This is a genomic window from Leucobacter albus, assembly GCF_039528015.1.
In the GTDB taxonomy this organism is placed as follows: Bacteria; Actinomycetota; Actinomycetes; order Actinomycetales; family Microbacteriaceae; genus Leucobacter; species Leucobacter albus.
Map to the genome: position 1 here is coordinate 755,136 of NZ_BAAAKZ010000003.1, position 23,797 is coordinate 778,932.

General features: G+C 67.3%; 20 protein-coding genes. 6 read left to right on the forward strand and 14 right to left on the reverse strand.

Annotated features, from left to right (window positions below; genetic code table 11):
* Positions 1-8 precede the first annotated feature (8 nt).
* From qcrC to qcrB, 3 genes are read left to right on the forward strand one after another with little or no spacing between them, the layout of a single operon-like run.
* Positions 9-812, forward strand: a complete 804-nt coding sequence (gene qcrC, locus ABD115_RS07120) for a cytochrome bc1 complex diheme cytochrome c subunit (protein ID WP_343959634.1) — start codon at positions 9-11, stop codon at positions 810-812.
* A 59-nt stretch (positions 813-871) separates the two neighbouring features.
* On the forward strand, positions 872-1,960 hold the full coding sequence (qcrA, locus tag ABD115_RS07125) for a cytochrome bc1 complex Rieske iron-sulfur subunit (protein WP_343959636.1): 1,089 nt from the start codon (positions 872-874) through the stop codon (positions 1,958-1,960).
* A complete protein-coding gene (gene qcrB / locus ABD115_RS07130) occupies positions 1,957-3,570 on the forward strand; it encodes a cytochrome bc1 complex cytochrome b subunit (RefSeq protein ID WP_343959638.1) in 1,614 nt (537 codons plus the stop codon). Before qcrA ends, qcrB begins: the two co-directional genes overlap by 4 nt.
* Positions 3,571-4,415: 845 nt before the next feature.
* Here the strand turns inward: qcrB and ABD115_RS07135 are convergent.
* The 6 genes from ABD115_RS07135 to ABD115_RS07160 all read right to left on the reverse strand — a co-directional run bounded on the left by ABD115_RS07135 (position 4,416) and on the right by ABD115_RS07160 (position 8,792).
* Complete coding sequence (locus tag ABD115_RS07135) at positions 4,416-4,877, reverse strand: helix-turn-helix domain-containing protein (protein WP_343959640.1); 462 nt, start codon at positions 4,875-4,877, stop codon at positions 4,416-4,418.
* Positions 4,878-4,879: 2 nt separating this feature from the next.
* Entirely contained in the window at positions 4,880-5,323 is a 444-nt protein-coding gene (locus ABD115_RS07140; protein ID WP_343959642.1) for a GNAT family N-acetyltransferase, read from the reverse strand.
* A gap of 9 nt (positions 5,324-5,332) precedes the next feature.
* The gene (gene ctaF, locus ABD115_RS07145; RefSeq protein ID WP_343959645.1) at positions 5,333-5,755 is read right to left on the reverse strand and encodes an aa3-type cytochrome oxidase subunit IV; all 423 of its coding nucleotides are present in this window, start codon (positions 5,753-5,755) and stop codon (positions 5,333-5,335) included.
* 18 nt (positions 5,756-5,773) lie between these two features.
* Entirely contained in the window at positions 5,774-7,417 is a 1,644-nt protein-coding gene (gene ctaD, locus ABD115_RS07150) for an aa3-type cytochrome oxidase subunit I (RefSeq protein WP_343959647.1), read from the reverse strand.
* 14 nt (positions 7,418-7,431) lie between these two features.
* Positions 7,432-8,304 (reverse strand): aa3-type cytochrome oxidase subunit II, encoded by an 873-nt coding sequence (gene ctaC, locus ABD115_RS07155; RefSeq protein WP_343959649.1) that lies wholly within the window; start codon positions 8,302-8,304, stop codon positions 7,432-7,434.
* Positions 8,305-8,441: 137 nt separating this feature from the next.
* Entirely contained in the window at positions 8,442-8,792 is a 351-nt protein-coding gene (locus ABD115_RS07160) for a HesB/IscA family protein (protein ID WP_343959651.1), read from the reverse strand.
* Between the two features lie 118 nt (positions 8,793-8,910).
* Between ABD115_RS07160 and ABD115_RS07165 the strand changes: the two genes are divergently transcribed.
* Complete coding sequence (locus ABD115_RS07165; protein WP_343959653.1) at positions 8,911-9,513, forward strand: DUF3043 domain-containing protein; 603 nt, start codon at positions 8,911-8,913, stop codon at positions 9,511-9,513.
* A 96-nt stretch (positions 9,514-9,609) separates the two neighbouring features.
* On the opposite strand, the gene ABD115_RS07170 is transcribed toward ABD115_RS07165, so the two are convergent.
* The 3 genes from ABD115_RS07170 to hisD are packed head-to-tail and all read right to left on the reverse strand — an operon-like array spanning position 9,610 to position 12,505.
* Complete coding sequence (locus ABD115_RS07170) at positions 9,610-10,680, reverse strand: quinone-dependent dihydroorotate dehydrogenase (protein WP_382389097.1); 1,071 nt, start codon at positions 10,678-10,680, stop codon at positions 9,610-9,612.
* Positions 10,681-10,688: 8 nt separating this feature from the next.
* Complete coding sequence (gene nrdR / locus ABD115_RS07175) at positions 10,689-11,192, reverse strand: transcriptional regulator NrdR (protein ID WP_343959655.1); 504 nt, start codon at positions 11,190-11,192, stop codon at positions 10,689-10,691.
* On the reverse strand, positions 11,192-12,505 hold the full coding sequence (gene hisD, locus ABD115_RS07180) for a histidinol dehydrogenase (protein ID WP_343959888.1): 1,314 nt from the start codon (positions 12,503-12,505) through the stop codon (positions 11,192-11,194). Before hisD ends, nrdR begins: the two co-directional genes overlap by 1 nt.
* A gap of 160 nt (positions 12,506-12,665) precedes the next feature.
* On the opposite strand from hisD, the gene ABD115_RS07185 reads away from it, so the two are divergent.
* Positions 12,666-13,418 (forward strand): sulfite exporter TauE/SafE family protein, encoded by a 753-nt coding sequence (locus tag ABD115_RS07185; protein ID WP_343959657.1) that lies wholly within the window; start codon positions 12,666-12,668, stop codon positions 13,416-13,418.
* On the opposite strand, the gene ABD115_RS07190 is transcribed toward ABD115_RS07185, so the two are convergent.
* From ABD115_RS07190 to ABD115_RS07210, 5 genes are all read right to left on the reverse strand, one after another.
* Positions 13,411-15,006 (reverse strand): DUF7059 domain-containing protein, encoded by a 1,596-nt coding sequence (locus tag ABD115_RS07190; protein ID WP_343959658.1) that lies wholly within the window; start codon positions 15,004-15,006, stop codon positions 13,411-13,413. The two genes, ABD115_RS07185 and ABD115_RS07190, sit on opposite strands and share 8 nt — an antisense overlap.
* Positions 15,007-15,094: 88 nt before the next feature.
* Positions 15,095-15,739 (reverse strand): NAD(P)-dependent oxidoreductase, encoded by a 645-nt coding sequence (locus ABD115_RS07195; protein WP_343959660.1) that lies wholly within the window; start codon positions 15,737-15,739, stop codon positions 15,095-15,097.
* A gap of 173 nt (positions 15,740-15,912) precedes the next feature.
* Entirely contained in the window at positions 15,913-17,379 is a 1,467-nt protein-coding gene (locus ABD115_RS07200; protein WP_343959662.1) for a glutamate synthase subunit beta, read from the reverse strand.
* Entirely contained in the window at positions 17,372-22,015 is a 4,644-nt protein-coding gene (gene gltB, locus ABD115_RS07205; protein WP_343959664.1) for a glutamate synthase large subunit, read from the reverse strand. The genes ABD115_RS07200 and gltB overlap by 8 nt, the downstream gene beginning before the upstream one ends.
* A 377-nt stretch (positions 22,016-22,392) precedes the next feature.
* Positions 22,393-23,169, reverse strand: a complete 777-nt coding sequence (locus ABD115_RS07210; RefSeq protein ID WP_343959666.1) for an SDR family oxidoreductase — start codon at positions 23,167-23,169, stop codon at positions 22,393-22,395.
* A 263-nt stretch (positions 23,170-23,432) separates the two neighbouring features.
* Here ABD115_RS07210 and ABD115_RS07215 point away from each other — a divergent pair, with 263 nt between their 5' ends.
* The gene (locus tag ABD115_RS07215) at positions 23,433-23,792 is read left to right on the forward strand and encodes an RNA polymerase-binding protein RbpA (RefSeq protein WP_343959668.1); all 360 of its coding nucleotides are present in this window, start codon (positions 23,433-23,435) and stop codon (positions 23,790-23,792) included.
* Positions 23,793-23,797: the final 5 nt, after the last annotated feature.

Sequence of the window (23,797 nt, forward strand, 5' to 3'; positions counted from 1 at the left end):
TAGACATCATGGCTCGCGCCAAGAAGAACTCCGCAAAGACTGGGCGTCGTCACCCACTTGCAACCGCAGCCCTGCTGGCAGTCGGACTCGTCGTTACGGGCGCCGCATACGCAGGCATCAGCACCACGTCGGCTACGGCAGAGGTTGATCTCACCTCCCCCGCTGTCATCAAAGAGGGCGAGAAGTTGTTCGCCGCCAACTGCGCTACCTGCCACGGCATGGGCGCAGAGGGCAGCGGCACCGATGGCCCCTCGCTGATTGGCGTCGGCGCCGCATCCGTGCACTTCCAGGTTGGCACGGGGCGCATGCCACTCGCCTTCCAGGGCCCGCAGGGCATGGTCAAGCCCGCACAGTTCACCGAGGAGCAGACGCTGCAGATGGCCGCGTATGTCGCTTCGCTGGCCCCCGGCCCCGAGCTGCCCGACCCGGCGCTGCTCGCCGGTGAGGGTGACGCAGCGCGCGGTGGCGAGCTGTTCCGCATCAACTGCGCAATGTGCCACAACGTTGCTGGCGCCGGTGGCGCGCTGACCCAGGGTAAGTGGGCTCCCCCGCTGACCGGTGTCGAGCCGACGCACATCTACAACGCGATGGTAACCGGCCCCCAGAACATGCCCGTCTTCAGCGACGCGAACATCACGCCGGAGCAGAAGGCCGACATCATCACCTACCTCAAGTACATCGAGGACAAGCCGGCCATTGGCGGCTTCTCGCTCGGGTCGATCGGTCCGGTTGCTGAGGGTCTCTTCATCTGGATCATCGGGCTCGGCTCGATCGTCGCACTCACTGTTTGGGTCACCGCGAAGTCGAACTAGTCAGCAACGACTCATCGAACTCGCACAGTATCTACACTTTTCAGGAATCAAGGAGCAAAATGGCAGAGGAAGCGAAGAGCAGCGGCGGCGATAACGCCGTCGTTGCCGCCCAGAGCCACGGCGCTGATTTGGCCTCGGCTGGCGCCGGAGTCATTTCGAGTGACGCCGTGCAGAATCCGGGCCTTCCCCCGCACCGAAAGCGTGTGACGGAGCTGGATTCAAAGAAGGAGAAGAGCGCCGAGCGCGCCGTCTATTCCCTCTTCTACCTCTCAATCGTTGGCAGCCTCGGTTCGGTGCTCGCCTACATGTTCTTCCCGATCGAGACGGGTGAAGAGGCGGCTATTCGCCTCCACACCGTGTTTGTCGGCTCCGGCATGGCGCTCGCACTGCTCGCGCTCGGTATTGGCGCGGTCCACTGGGGCAAGGCGCTCATGTCTGACGTCGAGGCGATCGATCTGCGTCACCCGGCGCCGAGCGACGAGGCCACCCGTGAGGTTGCCGCCGAGGTCTTCAAGGTCGCAGATGAGGAGTCTGGCTTCTCCCGCCGCACGCTCGTTCGCAACAGCCTCCTCGGTGCGCTGATCGCGTTCCCGCTCCCCGGCATCACGCTGCTGCGTAGCCTCGCACCGCAGGACATCGATCCGGTTGAGGTGCTCCGGCACACGATGTGGGACAAGGGCATTCGCCTCGCTCGCGACAACGGCGGTCACAAGGTTGGCGAGGCCATTCGCGCCGCCGACGTGACCATCGGTTCGGTCTTCCACGTTGTTCCCGAGAACCTTGGCACTGCCAAGGATGTGCTCAACGAGAAGGCCAAGGCGATTGTCTTGCTCATCCGTCTCGATGAGAAGGATCTCAAGGAGCGCGACGAGCGCAAGGACTGGTCGTACAACGGCATCGTCGCGTACTCGAAGGTTTGCACGCACGTCGGTTGCCCCGTTGCCCTGAACGAGCAGCACACGCACCATCTGCTGTGCCCCTGCCACCAGTCGCAGTTCGACGTCGCCGACGAGGCGAAGGTCATCTTCGGCCCGGCTAAGCGCCCGCTGCCCCAGCTGCCCATCACTGTCGACGCCGATGGTTACCTCATCGCGCGCAGCGACTTCACTGAACCTGTTGGTCCGAGCTACTGGGAGCGCCTCAAGTGAGCACCGTAACTGAACAGCCGACTCAGCAGAGCGGTTCAAGCACATTCACCGCCAAAGCGGCGAACTACATCGACGAGCGAACCAAGGTTGGCGTCGCCGTCAAGGAGTTTGGTCGGAAGGTCTTCCCCGACCACTGGTCGTTCCTCCTCGGCGAGGTTGCCCTCTACAGCTTCGTGGTGATCTTGCTCTCGGGCACGTTCCTCACGCTGTTCTTCCAGGCAACGATGATCGAGACCGTCTACGACGGCGCCTACGTTCCCATGAAGGGCATTGAGATGTCGGGCGCTATGGCCTCGACGGTCGACCTGTCGTTCTCGGTGCGCGGTGGCCTGCTCATGCGCCAGGTGCACCACTGGGCCGCCCTGCTGTTCGTCGCCTCAATCGGCCTGCACATGCTCCGTATCTTCTTCACGGGCGCATTCCGCAAGCCGCGCGAGCTCAACTGGGTGATCGGCTTCGTGCTCTTCATCCTCGCGATGGCCGAGGGCTTCACCGGCTACTCGCTCCCCGACGACGTGCTCTCGGGCAACGGCCTGCGCATCATCGACGGCCTGCTCAAGTCCTTCCCCGTGGTTGGCACCTGGCTCTCGTTCCTGTTCTTCGGTGGCGAGTTCCCCGGCGTCGACATCGTTGGTCGCCTGTACATGCTCCACATCATGGTGCTCCCCGCGCTGGTGATTCTCTTCGTCGCGCTGCACCTCATGTTCGTGGTCATCCACAAGCACACGCAGTACCCCGGCCCGGGCAAGACCCAGGGCAACGTTGTTGGCTACCCCGTGCTTCCCGCATACGCGGCGAAGGCTGGCGGCTTCTTCTTCATCGTGTTCGGTGTCATCGTGCTCATCGCGACGTTCTTCGGAATCAACGCCGTGTGGATGTACGGCCCGTACGACCCGTCACCCGTTTCTGCCGGTACTCAGCCTGACTGGTACATTGGCTTCGCCGATGGCATGCTGCGTCTGATTCCGCCGGGGTGGGAGACCGAGTGGTTCGGCTACACCTGGTCGTGGAACATGCTCGTTCCCGTGATCATCATGGGCGGCTTCATCGTTCTCGTCGCAATCTACCCCTTCATCGAGGCGTGGGTGACCGGCGACAAGCGCGAGCACCACATCCTTGACCGCCCGCGCAACGCCCCGACCCGCACCGCTATCGGTGCAGCCGGTGTCACGTTCTACGCGGTCATGTGGGCAGCAGCGAGCTCCGACCTCATGGCGACGCACTTCCAGCTGTCGATCGAAGGCGTGATCCACACGCTCCAGGCGCTGCTCATCATTGGGCCGATCATCGCCTACTTCCTCGCGAAGCGCATCTGCCTCGCGCTGCAGAAGAAGGATCGCTCGATCGCCCTGCACGGCTACGAGTCGGGTCGCATCGTGCGCATGCCAGGCGGCGAGTTCGTCGAGGTACACAAGCCCGTCAGCGACTACGAGCGCTGGGAGCTTGTCAGCTACCACGATTACGCACCCGTCATGCTTCGCCCGAACGACGATGGCCGCATTCCGTTCTCTAAGCGCCTGCGGGCAGGCTTCACGCGCTGGTTCTTCGAGGATCGCATCGTGCCGCCGACCCAGGGTGAGATCGAACAGGCAAAGCACGAGGGCCACTAGGCTCTCCCCCGCTAGCAGGAACCCCCGTCGAGCTATTTGCTCGACGGGGGTTCCTGCGTTTGTTGGTTGGCGTGCTCCCGGGGCGGGCCTGTGCGGGAGCGCGGGTGCGGGTGCCGGCGCACGGCCTGTGCGGGAGCGCGCCAGTGTATGTGTGCGCGCGTGTGCGCGGCTGTGAGGCTGTAAGGCTGTGAGGCTGTGAGGCTGTGAGGCTGTGAGGCTGTGAGGCTGTGAGGCTGTGCGCCCCTGGCGGGGCCGTTGTCTCAGCTGGTGCACGTGCGCGACGTCTGAGCGCGCCCGGCCCCACGGTGCCGAGTGGAGCCGGCGTTGCAGCGCCTCCCAACGCGCTCCAACCCCCTACCCTTCCTCCGAGCACACCCGCTTTGCCTCGGCTATAGGGCTAGGGGTCGGTGACATGTGCAGGGCTCGCCGTGGCAACACCACAAACCAAGGGCCACGTGCGGCCCCAGCGGGCAGGTCGTGTGGCCCCAGCGTGTGACGCGTACGGCCCCAGACGGCCCCGCGTGTAGCCCGAGAGAGGGCAAGGCGTGCAGCTGGGTGCAGTGGGCCTCAAGCTCGCAAGTGAGGGGGGCACGGTGCACACTCGTGCGCGGAACGGTGCGCGCGTAAGGGGCAGGCACAGAGCGGGCGCAAAGGGGCAGGCACTGAGCGCTCGCACTGGGCGGGCACAGAGCGCGCGTAAGAGGCAGGAACCGAGCGCTCGCAATGGGCAGGCACGGAGGGAGCGCGCGAGCAGCCCCTAGCGGCCCACCACGCTCTCAACGCAATCACGCTGGTCGGCGAGAGGCGCAGTTAGGGCCGCGTCAGGAGCTGCCGGGCGCCGGCGCTCACATACCGGGGTCGGCCAATAACAACCTCGCGGCTGCGCTTAGCAGCGCTTGATGGAAGCGGTCGTTGCCGACCTGGTCGCGAAGCTCCCGGAGCGCGGCGGGCAGTTCCGCGGCGAGCTCAGCGCCAGCTGCCGCGGCAACCGCTTGGTACAGCAACAGCTCCGGCGCTCCAGCAGAACCACGCGCGGGCGTGCCGCTTGCGGGCGTGCCGCTCGCGAGGGCGTCGGGCGAGAGCGCGCGCACGCATGCGAGAAAGAGCTCGCGCTTCGAGCTAAAGTTCGCGTAGACATTGGGCTGAGATACGCCGGCTCGCTCCGCGATCGCGGAGGTCTGCGCTGCGGCGTAGCCGTGGAGCCCGAACTCGATTGTGCCGGCGGCAATGAGGCCGGCACGGTTTTCCCCGGGGCGCCGCCGCGGACGACGGGCCCCGGGAGCAGCGCTCGGTGAGGCGCTGCTCACCGCTACTCCAGCTCGAGGAGCTTGCGGTAGTGCTCACCTACGGCCTCGAAGCCGCGGTGGTTGTAGAACGATCCGATGCGCGCTGTCGATGCAGACAGCTGACGCACACCGCGCCCCATGCAGTAGTGCTCGTTCGCCGCGATCAGGCGATCGCCAACGCCGAGCCCGCGGGAGCCTTCGTCGACGACGATCTCCTGCAGGTGGGCAGTGAGGCCCGGCGCGTGAAGCAGCCGGGAGACGGTCATCAGGGAGTACCCGACGACGGCGCCGTCGGATTCGGCGACGAAGAGCACGTTCGTCTCTTGGTCGCGGCGGCGCAGCACGTTGTCGTAGGCGACCTGAAAGTCGTCACGCCCAATAGGCTCGCGTCCGGTGGTGAACTGACGGGCCAGGCCGAGGAGCGCACTCGCGTCCTCGGCCTGGCCCCGGCGGATTGAAATAGCCACGGTGTGTGATTACCTCGCGAAGTGTCCGCGGTAGTACTCGTAGACCCAGCCAACGATGCCGACGATGCACAGCGGGATCGACAGGAACGAGATCCAGAAGTTGAACCCGAGGCACAGGCCGAGCACGAAGAGCGAGATCGCGAGCGACAGCATGAACGGCCACCAGCTCCACGGGCTGAACTCGCCGATCTCGGGGTCGCCGTCATCGATGTCCGAGTTCTCGCGATCCTCGATGAGCACGCCGCCCTGCTTGCGCTGCACCAGCATGAGGTACACAGCGATGAAGCCGGCGAGGAAGGCGCCGCCATAGATCGCGGAGCTTCCTGCCCACTCAACGTAGCCGTGAGTGATGAGGTTCCAGCCGGTGTACACCGTGCCGAGCACGACGAAGTACGCCGTGAGAATCCAGAGGATTACAATGTTCGATTTCATAGCGAATAACTCCTCAGGCTACTTCTGCTCGGCGAAATCGGGAATCGACGCCGGCTTCGGCTGCTCGATGCCACTCACCTCGGGGTGATTGAGATCGAACGCAGGAGACTCGGTGCGAATACGCGGGATCGACGTGAAGTTGTGGCGCGGCGGCGGGCAAGAGGTCGCCCACTCGAGCGAGCGGCCGTAGCCCCACGGGTCGTTCACGGTGACCTTCGGCGCGCGGCGTGCGGTGATGTACACGTTCAGGAGGAACGGGAGCATCGATGCGCCGAGAATAACCGCGCCAACGGTCGACAGCTGGTTACCCCAGGTGATGCCGTCCTCAGGCAGGTAGGTGTAGTAGCGGCGGGGCATAGCCATGACGCCGAGCCAGTGCTGCACGAGGAAGGTCGTGTGGAAGCCGACGAACAGCACCCAGAAGTGGATCTTGCCGAGGCGCTCGTTGAGCATCTTGCCGGTCCACTTTGGCCACCAGAAGTAGAAGCCAGCGAACATCGCGAAGACGACGGTTCCGAAGACGACGTAGTGGAAGTGTGCCACGACGAAGTAGGTGTCGGAGAGGTGGAAGTCGAGCGCGGGCGACGCCAGGATCACGCCGGTGAGGCCACCGAAGACGAAGGTCACGAGGAAGCCGAGTGACCACAGCATCGGGGTTTCGAAGGTGATCGAGCCGCGCCACATGGTGCCAAGCCAGTTGAAGATCTTCACGCCGGTCGGAACCGCGATGAGCATCGTCATCAGGGCGAAGAACGGCAGCAGCACGGAACCGGTGACGTACATGTGGTGCGCCCACACGGTCATCGAGAGTGCAGCAATCGCGATCGTCGCGTAGATGAGCGTCTTGTAGCCAAAGATCGGCTTGCGGCTGAACACCGGGAAGATCTCGGAGACGATGCCGAAGAACGGCAGCGCGATGATGTACACCTCGGGGTGGCCGAAGAACCAGAACAGGTGCTGCCAGAGAATTGCTCCGCCCTCACCGCTGAAGATCTGCGCTCCGAAGATGCGGTCTGCCGCAAGCGCGAAGAACGCTGCTGCGAGCACCGGGAACACGAGGATGACCAGGAGCGAGGTGACGAGCGTGTTCCAGGTGAACACAGACATGCGCCACATCGTCATGCCGGGCGCGCGCATCGTGATGATGGTCGTGATGAAGTTCACGCCGCCCATGATGGTGCCGAAGCCGGCGATGCCGAGGCCGAGCACCCAGAGGTTGCCGCCGACACCGGGTGAGTAGGTGACCTCAGACAGCGGCGCGTACGCAAACCAACCGAACGATGCCGCGCCCTGCGGGGTCAGGAAGCCGCCGACTGCGATGAGCGAGCCGAAGGTGTACAGCCAGAACGCGAAGGCGTTCAGCCGCGGGAAGGCGACGTCGGGGGCGCCGATCTGCAGCGGCATCATGACGTTCGCGAAGCCCGCGAACAGCGGGGTTGCGAACATGAGGAGCATGATCGTGCCGTGCATCGTGAACAGCTGGTTGTACTGTTCCTTGGTCGCGATGACCTCGAGGCCGGGAGCGAACAGCTGCGCGCGGATCAGCAGGGCCATCAGGCCACCGATCAAGAACCACACGAAGGAGCTGATCAGGTACATGTACCCAATCACCTTATGATCCGTGGAGGTCATCCACGAAACGATGATGTTACCCTTCTTCATCTCTCTATCCCTCGTTACTTCTTCTCGTTCTGGGCCTGGGCCTTGTCGCCGTAGAACGACTCGATGTTGGCGTTCGCCTCATCGCCGATGCGACCGGTGTTGCCCTCAGCGCGGAGCGAAGCAACGTACGCGTCGTACTCTGCCTGCTCAACGACCTGAAGCTCGAACAGCATCATCGAGTGGTCTTGCCCACAGAGCTCTGCACACTTACCCATGAAGGTGCCGGTCTCAGTCGGCGTGAAGCTCATGTAGTTGGTCTGGCCCGGAATCATGTCCTTCTTGTAGAGGTACTCAACGACCCAGAAGGAGTGGATGACGTCGCGCGTCTCCAGGCGGATCTCCGTCGTCTTGTCGACGGGGAGCATGAGCACGGGCATGGTCTCGGGCAGTGCCGAGCCCTTCTCGTCGGTCTTCACCTGCACACCCTGGAAGTGCACGTCGTCGGTGATGTAGTTGAAGTCCCACGCCCAGCGCTTGCCGTAGACCTCGACAACGTTCTCGGGGTTGTCGTAGCGAGCCTCGATCTTTGCCTGCTCCTGCGCGGTGAACGCGAAGAAGCCGAGCACGAGGATCACGGGGACGACCGTGAAGAAGGTCTCAATGGGCATGTTGTAGCGAAGCTGCACGGGAAGGCCGGTCTGGCCCTTGCGGCGTCGGTACGCGATGGTTGCCCAAATGATGAGGCCCCAGGTGATGACACCAACACCCAGCAGCACGATCCACGAGTTCACCCAGAGCGCAGTGATGCCCTCGGTGTGGTTCGTAGCGTTAGTGGACCCCTCTGGGAGGAATCCGCGCTGCTGTTCGGGAGTACAGCCAGCGAGCAGAAGAGCCGCACCGATGGCGACAGGGGCTGCAACCCATTTGTTTACACGATTGGAACGCACCGCATACCTTTCGAATTCATACCGGTCATTGCCCACGCAGGCAGGCGAAACTGATGACTACCTGTTAGCTTAGCGCGAACCTGAGCGTTCCCCGAACGCAAATGGGGGTGTCGCGCCGAACACGGGCAATTTATTTCCTAGGCGAAGCTATCGCCGCAGGCGCAGCTTCCCTGAGCATTTGGATTGTCAATGGTGAAGCCCTGTTTTTGAATGGTGTCTTCGAAGTCGATCGTTGCACCAGACAGGTACGGAACGCTCATCTGGTCGACGACTACCTCGACCCCCTCGAAGTCAACAATGGCGTCGTTGTCGAGCTCGCGTTCATCGAAGTACAGCTGGTAGATCAGCCCTGAGCACCCACCGGGCTGAACGGCGATGCGGAGCCGAAGGTCGTCACGGCCCTCCTGATGCAGCAGGCTGCGTACCTTGTCTTGCGCGGCCGAACTCAGCGCAACGTCGTGTGCGCGCACCGCGGTGTCCTCACTCATGCCTTCTCCTTCGCTTTCGTGCCAGCAAACCCGGTCGTAACCCGGGTACAGGCCATGCGCACCAGTCTACGCCCGTTCGAGACGGTACGCTTGCTATGACGTAGACAGACACACACGGGTGTCTGATGAGAGGAAACCGCAGACGATCATGAGTGCTGGCAAGCGAGATGAGACGCCCGATTCGACGCAGAGTGTCGCGAACGAGGCGCAGGGCAAAGGCCGCCCGACACCTTCGCGTCGAGCCGCGCAGGCCGCCAACGCCCGACCCATTGTTGGCTCCCAAGACAAGGAGCTGCGCAAGCAGCAGCGCGCAGCACAGAACGAGGCGCGTGAGCGCGCACGGGCGGGCATGATGGCCGGCGAGGAGCGCTTCCTCACCCAGCGCGACCGCGGGCCGCAGCGCAGGTACGTGCGCGACTATGTCGACGCACGCTGGAGCGCCGGCGAGTTGCTCATTCCCGTGATGGTGATCTTTCTCATCGTCGCCCTGTTCCCCGGCTGGGTGCAGGTCTACGGCGTGTTCTTTGTCTGGGCGTTCCTCGCCCTCGCCATTATCGACGCGTTCGTGCTCACGTTTATTCTGAAGAAGAAGCTGACCGAGAAGTTTGGCGAGGGCAATGTACAGCCAGGCTTCAAGTGGTACGGCGCGATGCGCGCGATGCAGTTCCGCATGCTGCGCATGCCGAAACCGCAGGTGAAGCGCCGTCAGTACCCGCAGTAACTGGGAGACACCAGCGCGGGGCGGATCCGCAACGCACAACGGCCCGGACTAGTCCGGGCCGTTGTTGCTTTTTACGGGGCGCTCACCTGCGCATCGTCAGGCCGCATTCTGGCGCCAACCCGCCCGGCGCAACCCCCGGTTGATCTTGCGCGCCCACAGCGGGCCCTCGTAGATAAACGCTGTGAACCCCTGCACGAGGGTCGCCCCGGCCGCGAGTCGCTCGATGACGTCGGCTGCGGTCGTCACTCCCCCGACCGAGATGACGCAGAACCCAGCGGGCGCCGTCGCTCGAATGCGGCGCAGCACGGCCAGGGAGCGTGCCGCGAGCGGCGCGCCGGATAGGCCACCAGCCCCCATCGCCGCGACAGCGTCAGGTGCAGCGCGCAAGCCTTCGCGCGAGACAGTCGTATTGGTGGCGATGATGCCGTCGAGCCCGAGCCTCACGGCGAGCGCTACGATGCCATCGATCTGCTCGTCTGCCATGTCTGGGGCGATCTTCACGAGCAGCGGGGTCTCCCCCGCTGCTCGCTTCACTTCGGCGAGCAGTGGCTCGAGCAGTTCAACCTCTTGGAGACCGCGCAGCCCGGGGGTGTTTGGCGAGCTCACGTTCACCGCGAGGTAGTCAGACACCGGCGCCAGCCTCTCGGCGCTCCACACGTAGTCGGCCGTCGCGTCGGCGACCTCGGTCACGCGACTCTTGCCGATGTTTGCCCCGATAACCGGGCGGTGACGGCGCATCCTTGCGCGCTCGATGCGCGGCACGGCAGCGGCCGAGCCGCCGTTGTTGAAGCCCATGCGGTTGATGAGCCCGCGGTCGTCGACGAGGCGAAACATGCGCGGCTTCGGGTTGCCGTCTTGGGCGTGCCTGGTGACCGTGCCGACCTCGACGTGCCCATAGCCGAGTTCGCCGAGGCCAGCGATGCCAGCTGCGTTCTTATCAAACCCAGCGGCGAGGCCAAAGGGGCTCGGAAACTCGAGGCCGAGCGCGTGCACTCTGAGCGACGGGTGCGGCGCGCAGAACCGACGAACGAGCCCACCGAGCGCCGGCAGCGCGCGAATGACGCCGAACGCCAGGTGGTGCGCGCGCTCCGGGTCCATGCGCTTGAATACCGTGTTGAAGAGCAGGCGGTAGGGGGTTGTCGACGACTGAGTTGCTGGGGTTGGCACGCGGCCTCCTACTTGTCGGCGGCTGACGCCGGGTCGGTTGCGGCGGCACCGGCCGCGGCCGCTCCTGCGCGGGTAGCTCGCAGCTCGCGCACCGCCTCTTCGAAGTCGTCGAGCGAGTCAAACGCCTGGTACACGCTCGCGAACCTCAGGTAGGCGACCTCGTCGAGCGAGCGGAGGTGGGGCAGAATCGCGACGCCGATATCGTTCGTCTCGAACTGAGCGACGCCGGTGAGCCTGAGAGATTCTTCGACGCGCTGCGCGAGCAACGCGAGATCGGCCTCGGTCACGGGCCGCCCCTGGCAGGCCTTGCGCACCCCGTCCATAACCTTCTCTCGGCTGAACGGCTCAACAACCCCGGAGCGCTTGATTACCGTGAGGCTCGCGGTCTCGGTTGTGGTGAAGCGCTTGCCGCACTCGGGGCACTGCCTGCGGCGGCGAATCGACATGCCGTCATCGGCGGTGCGCGAGTCGATAACTCGGCTGTCTGAGTGGCGGCAGAATGGGCAGTGCATCAGGAGCCTTCCTGTTCAAAGCGAGCGCTGACGGCCTCGCCGTGGGCGGGCAGCCCCTCGGCGCCCGCGAGCGTGAGCAGCGGCTGCTCGGTCGCGGCAAGCGCCGTGCGATCGTAGTGAATGATCTGCTGGGGCCGTAAGAACGTGTGCGCACCAAGCCCGGCAGCAAAACGGGCCGTGCCTCCTGTCGGGAGCACGTGGTTGGAGCCGGCTAGGTAGTCGCCGAGACTCACCGGCGTGTACCCACCGACGAAGATGGCGCCCGCATCGCTGATGCCAGTGAGCACGGCCTCATCGTCGCGGGTCTGAATCTCGAGGTGCTCGGGCCCGTACGCGTTCGACACCCGCACCGCAATGGCGAGATCGTCGACCAAAATCACGGCCGACTGCGGCCCGGTGAGCGCGGCTCGCACCCGTTCCGCGTGGCGGGTGTTCGGCACACGGCGCTCGATCTCCCCGAGCACGAGCTCGGCGAACTCCGGCGCATCGGTGACGAGCACTGAGGCCGCCGCCTCGTCGTGCTCTGCTTGGCTGATGAGGTCGGCCGCGACATAGGCTGGGTTCGCTGTGCCGTCTGCGATCACCAGAATCTCGGTCGTACCCGCCTCGGAGTCGATGCCAACGGTGCCGCTGACGACCCGTTTGGCCGCGGCGACGAAGACGTTGCCCGGGCCGGTGACGACGTCGACGGGTTCGAGGGCGATCTCGGGCACCCCGTGCGCAAACGCCGCGATCGCGCCCGCACCACCGATCGCGTACACCTCGTCGATGCCGCACAGTGCGGCCGCCCACAGCACGGCGGGGTGTGGGAGACCGCCGTTGTCTGCCTGCGCCGGCGAGGCGAGCGCGAGGCTCGGCACGCCAGCGGTCTGCGCCGACACCGCGTTCATAATCACCGAAGAGGGGTAGGCAGCCTTGCCGCCCGGCGCGTACAGACCTACCCGTGACACGGGCTGCCAGCGCTGCGTGATTCGCGCTCCCTCGCCGATGACCGTGACCCGCGTCGACGGCACCTGGGCTGCCGAGCCGAGTCGCAGCCTGGCGATGAGCTCCAGGAGCGCGGCCCTGACGTCATCAGGGCAATTAGCCAGCGACGAGGCCACGGCCTCGGCCGGAACCCGCAGCGCGTGGCCCTCGACCCCGTCAAACTGCCTGGCCTGGTCGCGCAGCGCAGCCTCGCCGTGCTCGGCAACCGCCGCGACGAGCGGGCGAACCCGCTCGACTGCGTCATCTGCGCCGAGGGCGGCGCGCGGCACGAGGGTGAGCAGCTCGCCGCGGGAGAGCTCGCGGCTGCGGAGATCGATCGTACGCATCACCTCACCAGTCTACCGAGGCCGCGACACCCGGCGCGCATCGTCACCACCGGCGGTGCGCTGCGAAACCTGAAACAATGGGGTTCATGCAGTGCCCGCAGCGACTCCTCCCCGCCACTCAGCCCTCCGCGCTCGGTCTCGCGGCGCTGGCGGTGGCGTTGTGACACTCACCGTCGGTGTATTGATCGTGCTCGTCACGGTGGTCGGAGCAGCCGCCCAGCGCATGGCGGGGCTCGGGTTTGCGTTGCTTGTCTCGCCACTCATGACGCTCCTGCTCGGCGGCCACTCAGGCGTGTTGCTCGTGAACATTCTCGGTATCGTGTCGAGCGTGCTCATTCTGCCCCGGGTGTGGCGCTCGATCGATTGGTCGATGTTTCGTTGGCTCGCCTCGTTCTCCGTCGTCGGCGCGGCCCTCGGCGCCTGGCTCGCCCAGTTGCTTGAGGCCGATGTGATGTCGGTCGCCGTCGGAGCGATCGTGTTGCTCGCCCTCGGCCTCTCCGCGGTGTTCACGAGCGAGCGCATTACTACCGAGCCGAAGACACCCCGCGCCATCGCCGGGCTCACCTCGGGCCTCACGAATGCACTCGCGGGCGTCGGCGGCCCGGCGGTGAGCGCCTACGCGGTGCTCACGAGGTGGCCCCAGGTGTCGTTCGCCGCCACCCTGCAGCCGTATTTTGTCGTCACGGGGTTTGCCTCTGCAGGCGCGAAGCTCGCATTGAATCCGACCGGGCTGCCCGACACGGCGTGGTGGTACTGGCTCATCATGCTCGCGGCGATTCTTCTTGGCATCGCCGGCGGCGAGAAGCTGTTGCGCTTCGTCACCCCGACGCAGGTTCGGCGCTTCGTGATCGTGCTGGCCTGCGCGGGCGCCGCCGCGACCCTCATCACTGGGCTCGTCGGCCTACTCAACTAGCCCGCAGCATTCCAAACCACGCGAGCTCGCGGGCGCCAGCGACGAGCGCCTCGGCGGCCGCGTCTGCGTCGACCTCAAGCAGCGTGGCGAGCGCGTCGGCGATCTGGCCGAGCGTGAGTTCACCATCGCACACGCCGACGGCCGCGGCGAGCAGGGTGTCTGCGACGACCCGGCGCTCAATCGGCTCGCTGGTGGCGAGCGAGATTGCGTTCGGCGATTCCTCGCCCGGCGTGTACCTGCGTTCCTCGACGACGCCGGTGGCGCGAACCCACCGCGTCGCGAGCACCGCCTCGTCGCTGGCGCGTGCGGCCCAGCATCCCGAGTCGAACGCGTCGCGGAGCGAGGCGCCGAGCGCGTCGCTCGCGAGCGCACCCGTCGCCTGATCAATGTGAATCACCGATGCGTCTGGGCCGAGCTCGGCACTCGGGTTGCGGCGCAGGTGGATCGCCCCCAGCCCAACGCTCACCACGCGGCGCGCGCCGAAATCGTCGAGCCACGCGCCAAGGAGCGCTGCGAACTCGGGCTGCCCCGGCCGGGCGCCGCCGTCACGAGCCCAGGTCTCGGCATACTGCACGGTGTCAACCCGGTCGCGCTCGATCACCCAGGCATCGACGGCGGAGCCGCTGCCCTCCGCCGCGTCGCGGATCCACCCGGCGACCCGCTCGAGGCCGTGCCCGCCCCACTCCGTTTCCCAGTTCGCGAGGCACACCAGCGAGCCCGCGGCGGCGAGGTACCGCGGCGCGGCCCGCACGACGCTCGCCGCGAGCTCGTCGCCGGTCATGCCGCCGTCGCGGTAGTCGTAGCGCTCGGCGTGCTCGTCGCCGCGCGGCGTGATGACGAATGGCGGGTTTGACACGATCAGGTCGAAGCGCTCCCCCGCGAACGGCTCGAAGAGCGAACCGGCGCGAAACTCGATGCGCCCGGCGAAGTCGTTGAGCTCGGCGTTCGCTCGCGCGAATTCGAGCGCTCGCTCCGAAATATCGCTCGCGACGATGCGCTTCGCGCCAAGTTCGGCGAGCGCGAGCGCGACGATGCCGCAGCCCGTGCCAAGATCGAGAGCCGTCTCGGGGCGGATCGGCGGAATCTGCGCAATGAGTGTGCGCGTCGCGCCGCCAACGCCCATTACGTGGTCGGGCCGAGCCGGGCCGCCGCGCAGCTCATCGTCGAGGTCGGAGATGATCCACCAGCTGGCGGGGGCCCCGCCCGCCGAGGCGTCAGGTGTCGTCTGCGGCTGCGGCTGCGGCGGCGGCTGGGCGGGTCGAGCGACGGGGTTGAGAGAGAGCGCCGCCCGAAACTCGCCGGTCGGTTTGGCCGCGACGAGCCCGAGCTGCGCCGCCCCGCCCGACCCCAGCCGCGGGAGCGCGCGGTCGAGCGCTTCGCAGTCGACGGCCTCGCCCAGCAGAAACACACGCGCGAGGGTCACAAGCGGAGTCTGCTCGCGCTGCGAGAGGACCCGCTTGGCCGGCTGGAAGACTCCCCGCAGCCGCGCAGCCTCTGCTGTGGCGCCCCAGAGCGCGGCAACGGTTGTGGTCGAATAGTCGGCGGCGAGAAGGTCGCCGCGCAGCTGAGAGATGAGCCCGGAATTCACCCGTCAAGCGTAGCGCCTCACAGGCGCCCCGACTGGGCGCCTGTGAGGCTCCGGGCACCGCTGCGACCGAGTCCCTGAAGCCATTCGATCAGTAGGCGACGGTAAAGCGTTCGCGGTTGTGAGCCGGCTCCTCAATCTCGTCAACGATCGCAACACCGAAATCGGCGCCGCCGATCGCCGAGATGCCCTGATCGTCGGTGAGCAGCACGTCGCCTCCGACGCGATATTCCCCTCGGTACTCCCCCGCGACCCACGGGCCGAAATCGCCCGCTGGGCTGACAAAGAACCAGTCGAGGGCGCCCGAGTTCGCGCGCAGGTCTTCGAGCACGCCGGCCATTTCGAGGGCTTCTGGTCGGTACTCGTCGCCGAACTCCGGGGTCTCAGCAAGCATCGGCCCATCTTCGGTTGCGTGGAGCGAGCCAGCGCCGCCGATCACGCCGAGGCGCACGCCAGCGGCCTCGGCGTCGGCGGCCATCGCCTTGATGGCGGCGCGCACCTGGCCGACCATGTCGCCGCGAGGCGAGACGGCGACGATCACAACGTCAGCCCCGTCGAGGGCCGCGGCGCGATCGGTCGCATCAAGGAGTGAGCCGGTTCGGTAGGTGACCCCGGCGATCTGGGTTGCCGCCTCGCGGCGCGTCACGCTCGTCACCGGGAGCCCGCGTACAGCGGCGGCTTCTACTATGTGGGAGCCCGCGTAACCTGAGCCGCCAAACACTACTGTCGAAGTCATCTCTTGGGCCTTTCCCTGAAATTACGCCGGTGCTACTGCGTCAGCTGTTTCGAGAATAGTCCCCAGGTCGCTGTGAGCGGGCTTCAGGCGCTTCTTGTACTCGCACGGCGAACAAGCCGCCAGGTGCGGCCCAGGCCAACAGCTTTGCCCCGTCAGCAGGCGGCCACGGGCCGTCAGCCGAATGCCCGATCGGTCGCGGCGACCGGGCTCGGCAGCACGGTCGCGCCCGTGAGGTAGCGATCCACCGTGGCGGCCGTCGCTCGCCCCTCGGCGATCGCCCAGACGATGAGCGACTGACCGCGCCCGGCGTCACCTGCGACGAACACTCCCGCCTGCGCTGTGCTGAAATCGCGCTCGCGAGCGAACGCGCCGGCCTGGGCCGGAGGGAGCCTGAACGCGGGGTCGATGATCGCCTCGGGCCCGGTGAAGCCCATCGCGATGAGCACGAGGTCGGCCGGAATCACTCGCTCGGTGCCCGGCACCGGCTCGCGACCCGCCGCGGTAAACCCTGTCTCGGCGACCCGCAGCCCCGTGACGGCGCCGCCCGCGCCACTCCCGCCGCCCGCGCCACTCTCACCACCGAGAAACTCGACGGTCGAGGCGAGGTAGCTGCGCTCGCCGCCCTCCTCGTGAGAGCTCGACACTTCGAACAGCGTCGGGTGCGTCGGCCACGGCTGCCCGGCCGGGCGGAGCGTGCCCGGCCGCTTGCCAATGGCGAGGCTCGTGACGCTCAAGGCGCCCTGGCGGTGCGCGGTGCCGACGCAGTCGGCTCCGGTGTCGCCGCCGCCGATGACGACGACGTGCTTACCAGCAGCGCTCGGTGAACCCTCGCCCTGCGCTCGGTTCGCCGCGGTGAGGTATGCCATCGCCGGGTAGATCCCCGCCAGCTCGCGGCCAGGAAGCGCGAGGTCGCGGGGCACGGTCGCCCCCGTCGCGACGATCACCGCATCGAAGCGCCGACGCAGCTCGCCCCAGCTCATGTCCCTGCCGATCTCGATACCGCAGCGGAAGCGGGTGCCCTCGGCCCTGAGCTGCTCGATGCGGCGCGCGACGAGCGATTTCTCGAGCTTGAAGTCGGGGATGCCGAATCGCAGCAGGCCGCCCGGCTCCTCGTCGCGCTCGTAGACGGCGACCGTGTGCCCTGCGCGGGTGAGCTGCTGTGCCGCGGCGAGGCCGGCGGGGCCCGATCCGACGACCGCGACGGTCTTGCCGGTGAGTCGGCCGGGCGGCTGCGGCGTCACCCACCCCCGCGCGAACGCCTCATCGATGATGTGGTTCTCGATCTGCTTGATCGTGACGGCCGGCTGGTTGATGCCGAGCACGCAGGCGGACTCGCACGGCGCCGGGCAGGCGCGGCCGGTGAACTCGGGGAAATTGTTCGTCGCGTGGAGCCGCTCGATGGCCTCGCGGCTGCGGCCGCGGTGCACGAGATCGTTCCACTCGGGGATGAGGTTGCCGAGCGGGCAGCCCTGGTGGCAGAACGAGACGCCGCAGTCCATGCAGCGCGATGCCTGCCGGCCGATGACGGCGGCGTCGCCGCGCTCCTGCACCTCGCGCCAGTCGAGCAGCCGCAGCGCGACCGGTCGCTTCGGTGCGAGCTCACGCTCGCGAACCTTCAAGAAGCCGTGCGTATCAGCCATGGGTTGCCTCCAGAATTTCTGTCCACACCGAGCCGTTGTCGGGGTCGATGCCGGCCGCCGCCGCACGCTCGCGAATGTCGAGCACGCGGGCGTAGCCGCGGGGAATGAGCCGTGTGAACCGGGCGAGGGTTGCTGCCGGGCGCTCTGCGAACCCCGCGAGCAGATCGCTCGCGACGGGCGAGCCGGTCTGTTCGACGTGGCGGCGCAGCAGGTCGCGGATCCGCAACTCGAGTGCCGCTTGCGCATCCCCGCCCTGTGCCGAGCGGGCCTCGCCTCCCTGCGCGGGAGACGCCCCGCCGAGCGGCTGCAGCTGCAACGCACCGGAGGCGAGCTCGGCGGCGTTGACGCGCTCTGGGTCAAGGTCGAGGATCACCGCCTCGCCGCCCGACATGCCCGCGCCGAAGTTTCGCCCGGTGGGCCCGAGCACGAGCGCGAAGCCGCCGGTGAAGTACTCGAGCGCGTGGTCTCCGACGCCCTCGACGACGGCGGTCGCGCCCGAGCCGCGCACGAGGAAGCGTTCGCCGACCGCGCCTGCGATCCACAGCGACCCGCTCGTCGCGCCGTAGCCGATCACGTTGCCGGCAACAACGTTGTGTTCGCCTGTGGCTTGGTCCACAGTTCCGTGCGAACGGATCGTGATCTCGCCGCCCGACAGCCCCTTGCCGACGTAGTCGTTCGCCTCGCCGATGAGCCTGAGCGTGACGCCGGGGGGCAGGAACGCGCCGAGCGACTGCCCGGCGGAGCCCGTGAGGGTGACGTCGATGGTCTCGGGCGCGAGGCCTGTGGCCCCGAAGCGCTTGGTGACCTCGTGGCCGAGCATGGTGCCGACCGCGCGATCGCCGTTGCGAATCGGCAGGTCGATGATCACGGGCTCGCTCCTCGTGAGCGCGTCGCTCGAGAGCGCGATGAGCTGCGCGTCGAAGTGCTTTTCCAGCTCGTGATCCTGGGCAGCGCCATGCCGGCGCGGCTCCCCCTCCTCGAACACGGGCCCGCGGAGCACGCCGGTGAGGTCGAGCCCCTCGGCCTTCCAGTGGCGCACCGCCTCGTCGACGTCGAGGGCCGCGGTGTCGCCGACCGCCTCATCGAGTGAGCGATAGCCGAGGCTCGCGAGAATCTCGCGCACCTCCTCGGCGATGAACGTGAAGAAGTTCACGATGTGCTGGGCCTGCCCGGTGAAGCGCTCGCGCAGCTCCGGGTTCTGCGTGGCGACGCCGACGGGGCAGGTGTCGAGGTGGCAGACGCGCATCATGATGCAGCCCGACACGACGAGCGGCGCGGTGGCGAAACCGAACTCCTCGGCCCCGAGGAGCGCCGCGATGACCACGTCGCGGCCGGTCTTCAGCTGCCCGTCTGCCTGCACGACGACGCGCTCGCGCAGGCCGTTGAGCATGAGCGTCTGCTGCACCTCTGCGAGGCCCAGCTCCCACGGCGAGCCGGCGTGCTTGAGCGAGTTCATCGGGCTCGCGCCGGTGCCGCCGTCGTGCCCTGACACGAGGATCACGTCTGAGAGCGCCTTCGCGACGCCTGCTGCGACCGGCCCGATGCCGCTCTGGGCGACGAGCTTCGTCGAGATTCGCGCGGCGGGGTTCGCGCGTTTCAGGTCGAAGATGAGCTGCTTGAGGTCTTCGATCGAGTAGATGTCGTGGTGGGGCGGCGGCGAGATCAGACCGACGCCCGGGGTCGCGTGCCTCGTGCGGGCGATCCACGGGTACATTTTGCCTGGCGGCAGCTGGCCGCCCTCGCCTGGCTTTGCGCCCTGGGCGAGCTTGATCTGGATCTCGTCGGCGTGGGTGAGGTACATGCTCGTCACGCCGAAGCGGCCCGACGCGACCTGCTTGATCGCGCTGCGCCTGGCAGGGTCGAGCAGCCGCTCCTCGCTCTCGCCGCCCTCGCCCGTGTTCGAGCGGCCGCCGAGCAAGTTCATCGCGATCGCGAGGGTCTCGTGGGCCTCTGGCGAGATGGAGCCGTAGCTCATCGCACCGGTTGCGAAGCGCTTCACGATTTCGGAGACGGGTTCGACGCTGTCAGCGGGAACCGGCTCGCGCGTGGGTGAGAACCGGAACAGCCCGCGCAGCGTCATGAGCCGTTCCTGCTGTTCGTTCACGCGGCGCGTGTACTCGGCGAAGATCTCGCGCTTGCCCGTGCGGGTTGCGTGCTGCAGCTTGAAGATCGTCTCGGGGTCGAACAGGTGCGGCTCCTCGCCGCGCCGCCAGCGGTACTCGCCACCGGTGTCGAGGCCCTTGTGGGCGAGCGCGGCCTGGTCGTCTGGGTAGGCGGCACGGTGGCGGGAAGCAACCTCGGCCGCGAGCACGTCGAGCCCGACGCCGCCGAGCTTCGAGCTCGTGCCGGTGAAGTACCGGTCGACGACCTCGGCTGACAGGCCGATAGCCTCGAAGGTCTGCGCCCCGCAGTACGAGGAGACCGTTGAGATGCCCATCTTGCTCATCACCTTGAGCATGCCCTTGCCGAGGGCGGTGATGAGCTTCGCGATCGCCTGTTCCTCGGTGAGGCCAGCGATCGAGCCGTCGCGCACGAGCAGCCCGACGCTCTCCATCGCAAGATACGGGTTCACGGCGGCCGCGCCGTAGCCGATGAGGGTTGCGACGTGGTGCACCTCGCGCACATCGCCCGACTCAGCGATGAGGGCGACACGCATGCGCTCGCCCTCGCGGATGAGGTGGTGGTGCACGGCCGAGATCGCGAGCAGCGACGGCACGGGCGCGAGGTCTTTGTTCGAGTCGCGGTCGGAAAGAATGATGAACTCGGCGCCAGCCTTGATCGCGGCGCTCGCTTCCCAGCACATCGCGTCGAGGCGCTCGGCGAGGCCCTTCGCGCCGAAATCTACCGGGTACAGCCCGCGGATCGTCACGGACCGCTCGCGTTCAGGGTCGGTGCCGAAGTGCTGGATCCGCGCGAGCGCATCGTTGTCGATCACCGGGAAGTCGAGGATCACCTGCCTGGCGTGCGTCGCGGACTGGGTGAGGAGGTTCTGCTGCGGCCCGATGCCCGCCCGAAGGCTCGTCACGAGTTCCTCCCGCAGCGCGTCGAGCGGCGGGTTCGTGACCTGCGCGAACTGCTGCACGAAGTAGTCGTGCACGTGCCGCGGACGTTCCGACAGCACGGCGATCGGCGTGTCGGAGCCCATCGCGGCGAGCGGCTCGCCGCCGCCCTGGGCCATCGGGGTGAGGATCAGCCGGAGCTCCTCCTCGGTGTAGCCGAACGTGCGCTGGCGCCTGAGAATCGAGGCGGGCGGGTGTACGAGCGGCTCGCGCTCTGGTTCATCTGCGAGCCTGATGCGACCCGCTTCGAGCCACTCGCCCCAGGGGGCGAGCACGGCGAGCTCACGCTTCACCTCCTCGTCGCCGCGAATCGTGCCCGAGTCGATGTTCACCGCGAGCATGCGGCCCGGCCGCAGCCTGCCGCGCCGCGCGACACGCTCGGGCGCGAGGTCGAGCACGCCCGCCTCGCTCGCGATCACGAGCAGGCCGTCGTGCGTGACGAGGTAGCGCCCTGGCCTGAGACCGTTGCGGTCGAGCAGCGCGACGAGCTCGGTGCCGTCGGTCGCGATCATCGCGGCCGGGCCGTCCCACGGCTCCATGACGAGCGAGTGATACTCGAGGAAGTCGACGAGCTCTGCGTCGAGCTCGGCGTTCGATTCCCACGCCTCTGGCACCATCATCGCCAGCGCGTGGGCGAGCGAGCGCCCGCTGAGTACGAGCAGCTCGAGCACCTCGTCGAAGCTCGCCGAGTCGCTGCCGCCGGGCGAGCAGATCGGCAGCAGCGGCGCGACGTCACCGAGCGTGTCGGAGGCGAGCTGCGCCTCGCGGGCGCGCATCCAGTTGCGGTTGCCGCGCACGGTGTTGATCTCGCCGTTGTGGGCGACGAGGCGCAGCGGCTGGGCGAGGTGCCACGACGGGAACGTATTGGTGGAGTAGCGGGAGTGCACGATCGCGAAGCGGGTCTCGTAGGCGTCGTCTCCGAGATCGTCGTAGAAGCCAGGCAGCTGCAGGGTCGTGACCATGCCCTTGTAGACGATGGTTCTGGCCGACAGCGACGGCAGGTAGATGCCGGTCTCGTGCTGGGTGCGCTTGCGGGCGCGGAACGCCTGACGTTCCAGCTGCTGCGTGTCGCCCACGCCGGTAAGCGCCACCACGAGTTGCTCGATCACGGGTGACGCTGCGCGCGCGCTCGCGCCGAGCACCTGCTCGTTGACTGCGACGGGGAGCCACGCGACGACGGTGAGCCCCTCATCCGCTGCGATCGCTGCGATGCGGTACCGGGCCGCGCGGCGCTCGGTCGACGAGGCCGGGAGGAAGACGAGGCCGGCGGCGTACTCCCCCGGAGCAGGCAGCGTGTGGCCCGCCACCTCGCACTTCGCGCGGATGAGCCGGTCAGGCAGCTCGGTGAGAATTCCGGCGCCGTCGCCCGTGCCGGCGTCGGATCCAACCGCTCCGCGGTGCTCAAGGTTTTCGAGGGCCTCGAGCGCGAGCTCGACGATCTCGTGGCTGGGCCCGTCGGCGAGCGACACCACCGAGGCGAGGCCGCACGCGTCGTGCTCCTCGGCGGGATCGTAGAGGCCGATCGCGGGAGGGAGCGCATTCGCTGTGGCGCGTGCGGGATCGATCGATTGAGGCATCGACGTCCTTTCTCTCGGCGGGACGTCGGCGACCCGGTCGGTGCGGCTGACACGCTCGTGCACGGAGCTATTTCACGGCACCCGCGCCCTCGCGGCAGCTGCGGGGGTTTGAATGTAGCACCACTTTCTTCGGCAAACCTAATCGTCGAGCGCACTTTATGCATATCTTGCGGGAAAGCACGCCCACAAATGGCAAATTCTTCGATCCAGGCACCCGTGGGCCGCACACCACACAATTTGCAGGCCAAGCTCATAGCCTGCGCATTCCCCTCGCAGCCCCCTCGCAGCCCCCTCGCGGCCCCTCTGGAGAACGACAAGGGGCGGGGCCGGAGAGGTTTCCCTCCCCGGCCCCGCCCCTGCGGCCACCCGACTGTCGGCTACGCGCCGAAGCTCGTGACGTCTCCGACGAGTCGCGTGTTGTCAGCGGGCACCTCTTCGACCGCGGCGCGTGCGACCTCGGCGGCGAACTCGGCGACGTTGTAGAGCTTGCCCGCCTGCTCGCGGCGCTCCTCGAGCGCGCCCGGGTTCATGCGGTTGAGCAGCGTCGCGGTGACAGTGCCCTCGATCATGTCGCCTGAGACGACAACGAACCCGATGCCGCGCTCGGCGAGCTCGGGGATGCGCTCGCGCAGCGCGTCTTCGCCCGCACGCTTCGACAGTGCCACGGCCTCGTACTCGGCCATGGTCGGGGTGGTGCGAATGAAGTGGGCCTGGTGGCTCGTCACGAACACGACGCGCGAGCCCTCGCCCATGAGGGGCAGGGCGGCGTCGAGCACGCGCAACTGCGCGTCGCGGTTGAGTTGCAGCGCGTAGTCTTCGGCCATGCCAGACTCCATGCCGCCCGAGGCGTTGAGCACGAGGATGTCGAGCCCGCCGTACTCGGCCTTGATCTCGGCCATCATCGCCTGCACCGACGCCTCGTCGGTGAGGTCAGCGCCCTGCACCAGTGCGCGCACGCCGAGCTCGCGAAGCTGCGCGCCAAGCTTCTCGGCGCGCGGTGCCTTGTTGCGGAAGTTCACGACGACGTCTGCGCCGGCCTCTGCGAAGTAGCGCACGGTGTCGGCGCCGACGCCGCGCGACGATCCGGTAACGAGTGCCCTGCGGCCTGCGAGGCTTCCGGCATCGAGCGTGTGTGGTGCGGCGTTCTCAGTCACTGTGTGGTTCCCTCTGGGTGCGTATTCGGCGGATGAACGAGTTCAAGCGTAGCCCACCGCCCGGATCGCGCCGGCATGGTCAGCGCGCGTGGCGCGGCCGAGAAATGGTGCACTCACAGCACCTGCGATACCCGCTCCTCGAACAAAGGGTGTACTCGGCGCCCGATTCGCGATACGCTGCGAAGAACTCGGCGGCAGTGCAACCCACGCAGCGTCAACCCAGAGGGCGCCACACTTCGCCGCCGACGGCGAGGGAGGCTTTCATGGCCGATCGAACACTTAAGGGCTCACGCATCGGTTCGACCAGCTTGCAGGGCGAGACGGGAGTCGAGCTCTCCCCGCGCCGCACGGTCGAGTACATCACCGATAAGGGGGTGAGCTTCGCCGTGGTCTTCGACGCCGACGCAGAGCCGCCGCCCGAGTGGGTTGATCAGCGCTCGGGCGAGGTCGGGTTTCTCGACGACGAGGCCGGGCGCACCGCCCGCGCCGAGCTCGAGGCGAAGGAGTCGTCGCAGCGCACCCCGTGGGACATGCTCATCGAGCGCCGCTCCCGCGAGGAGCTCGAGGAGCTGCTCGCCGAGCGCCTGAAGCTGCTGCGCGCGCGACGAGGCACCGAAGGCTAGCGCCC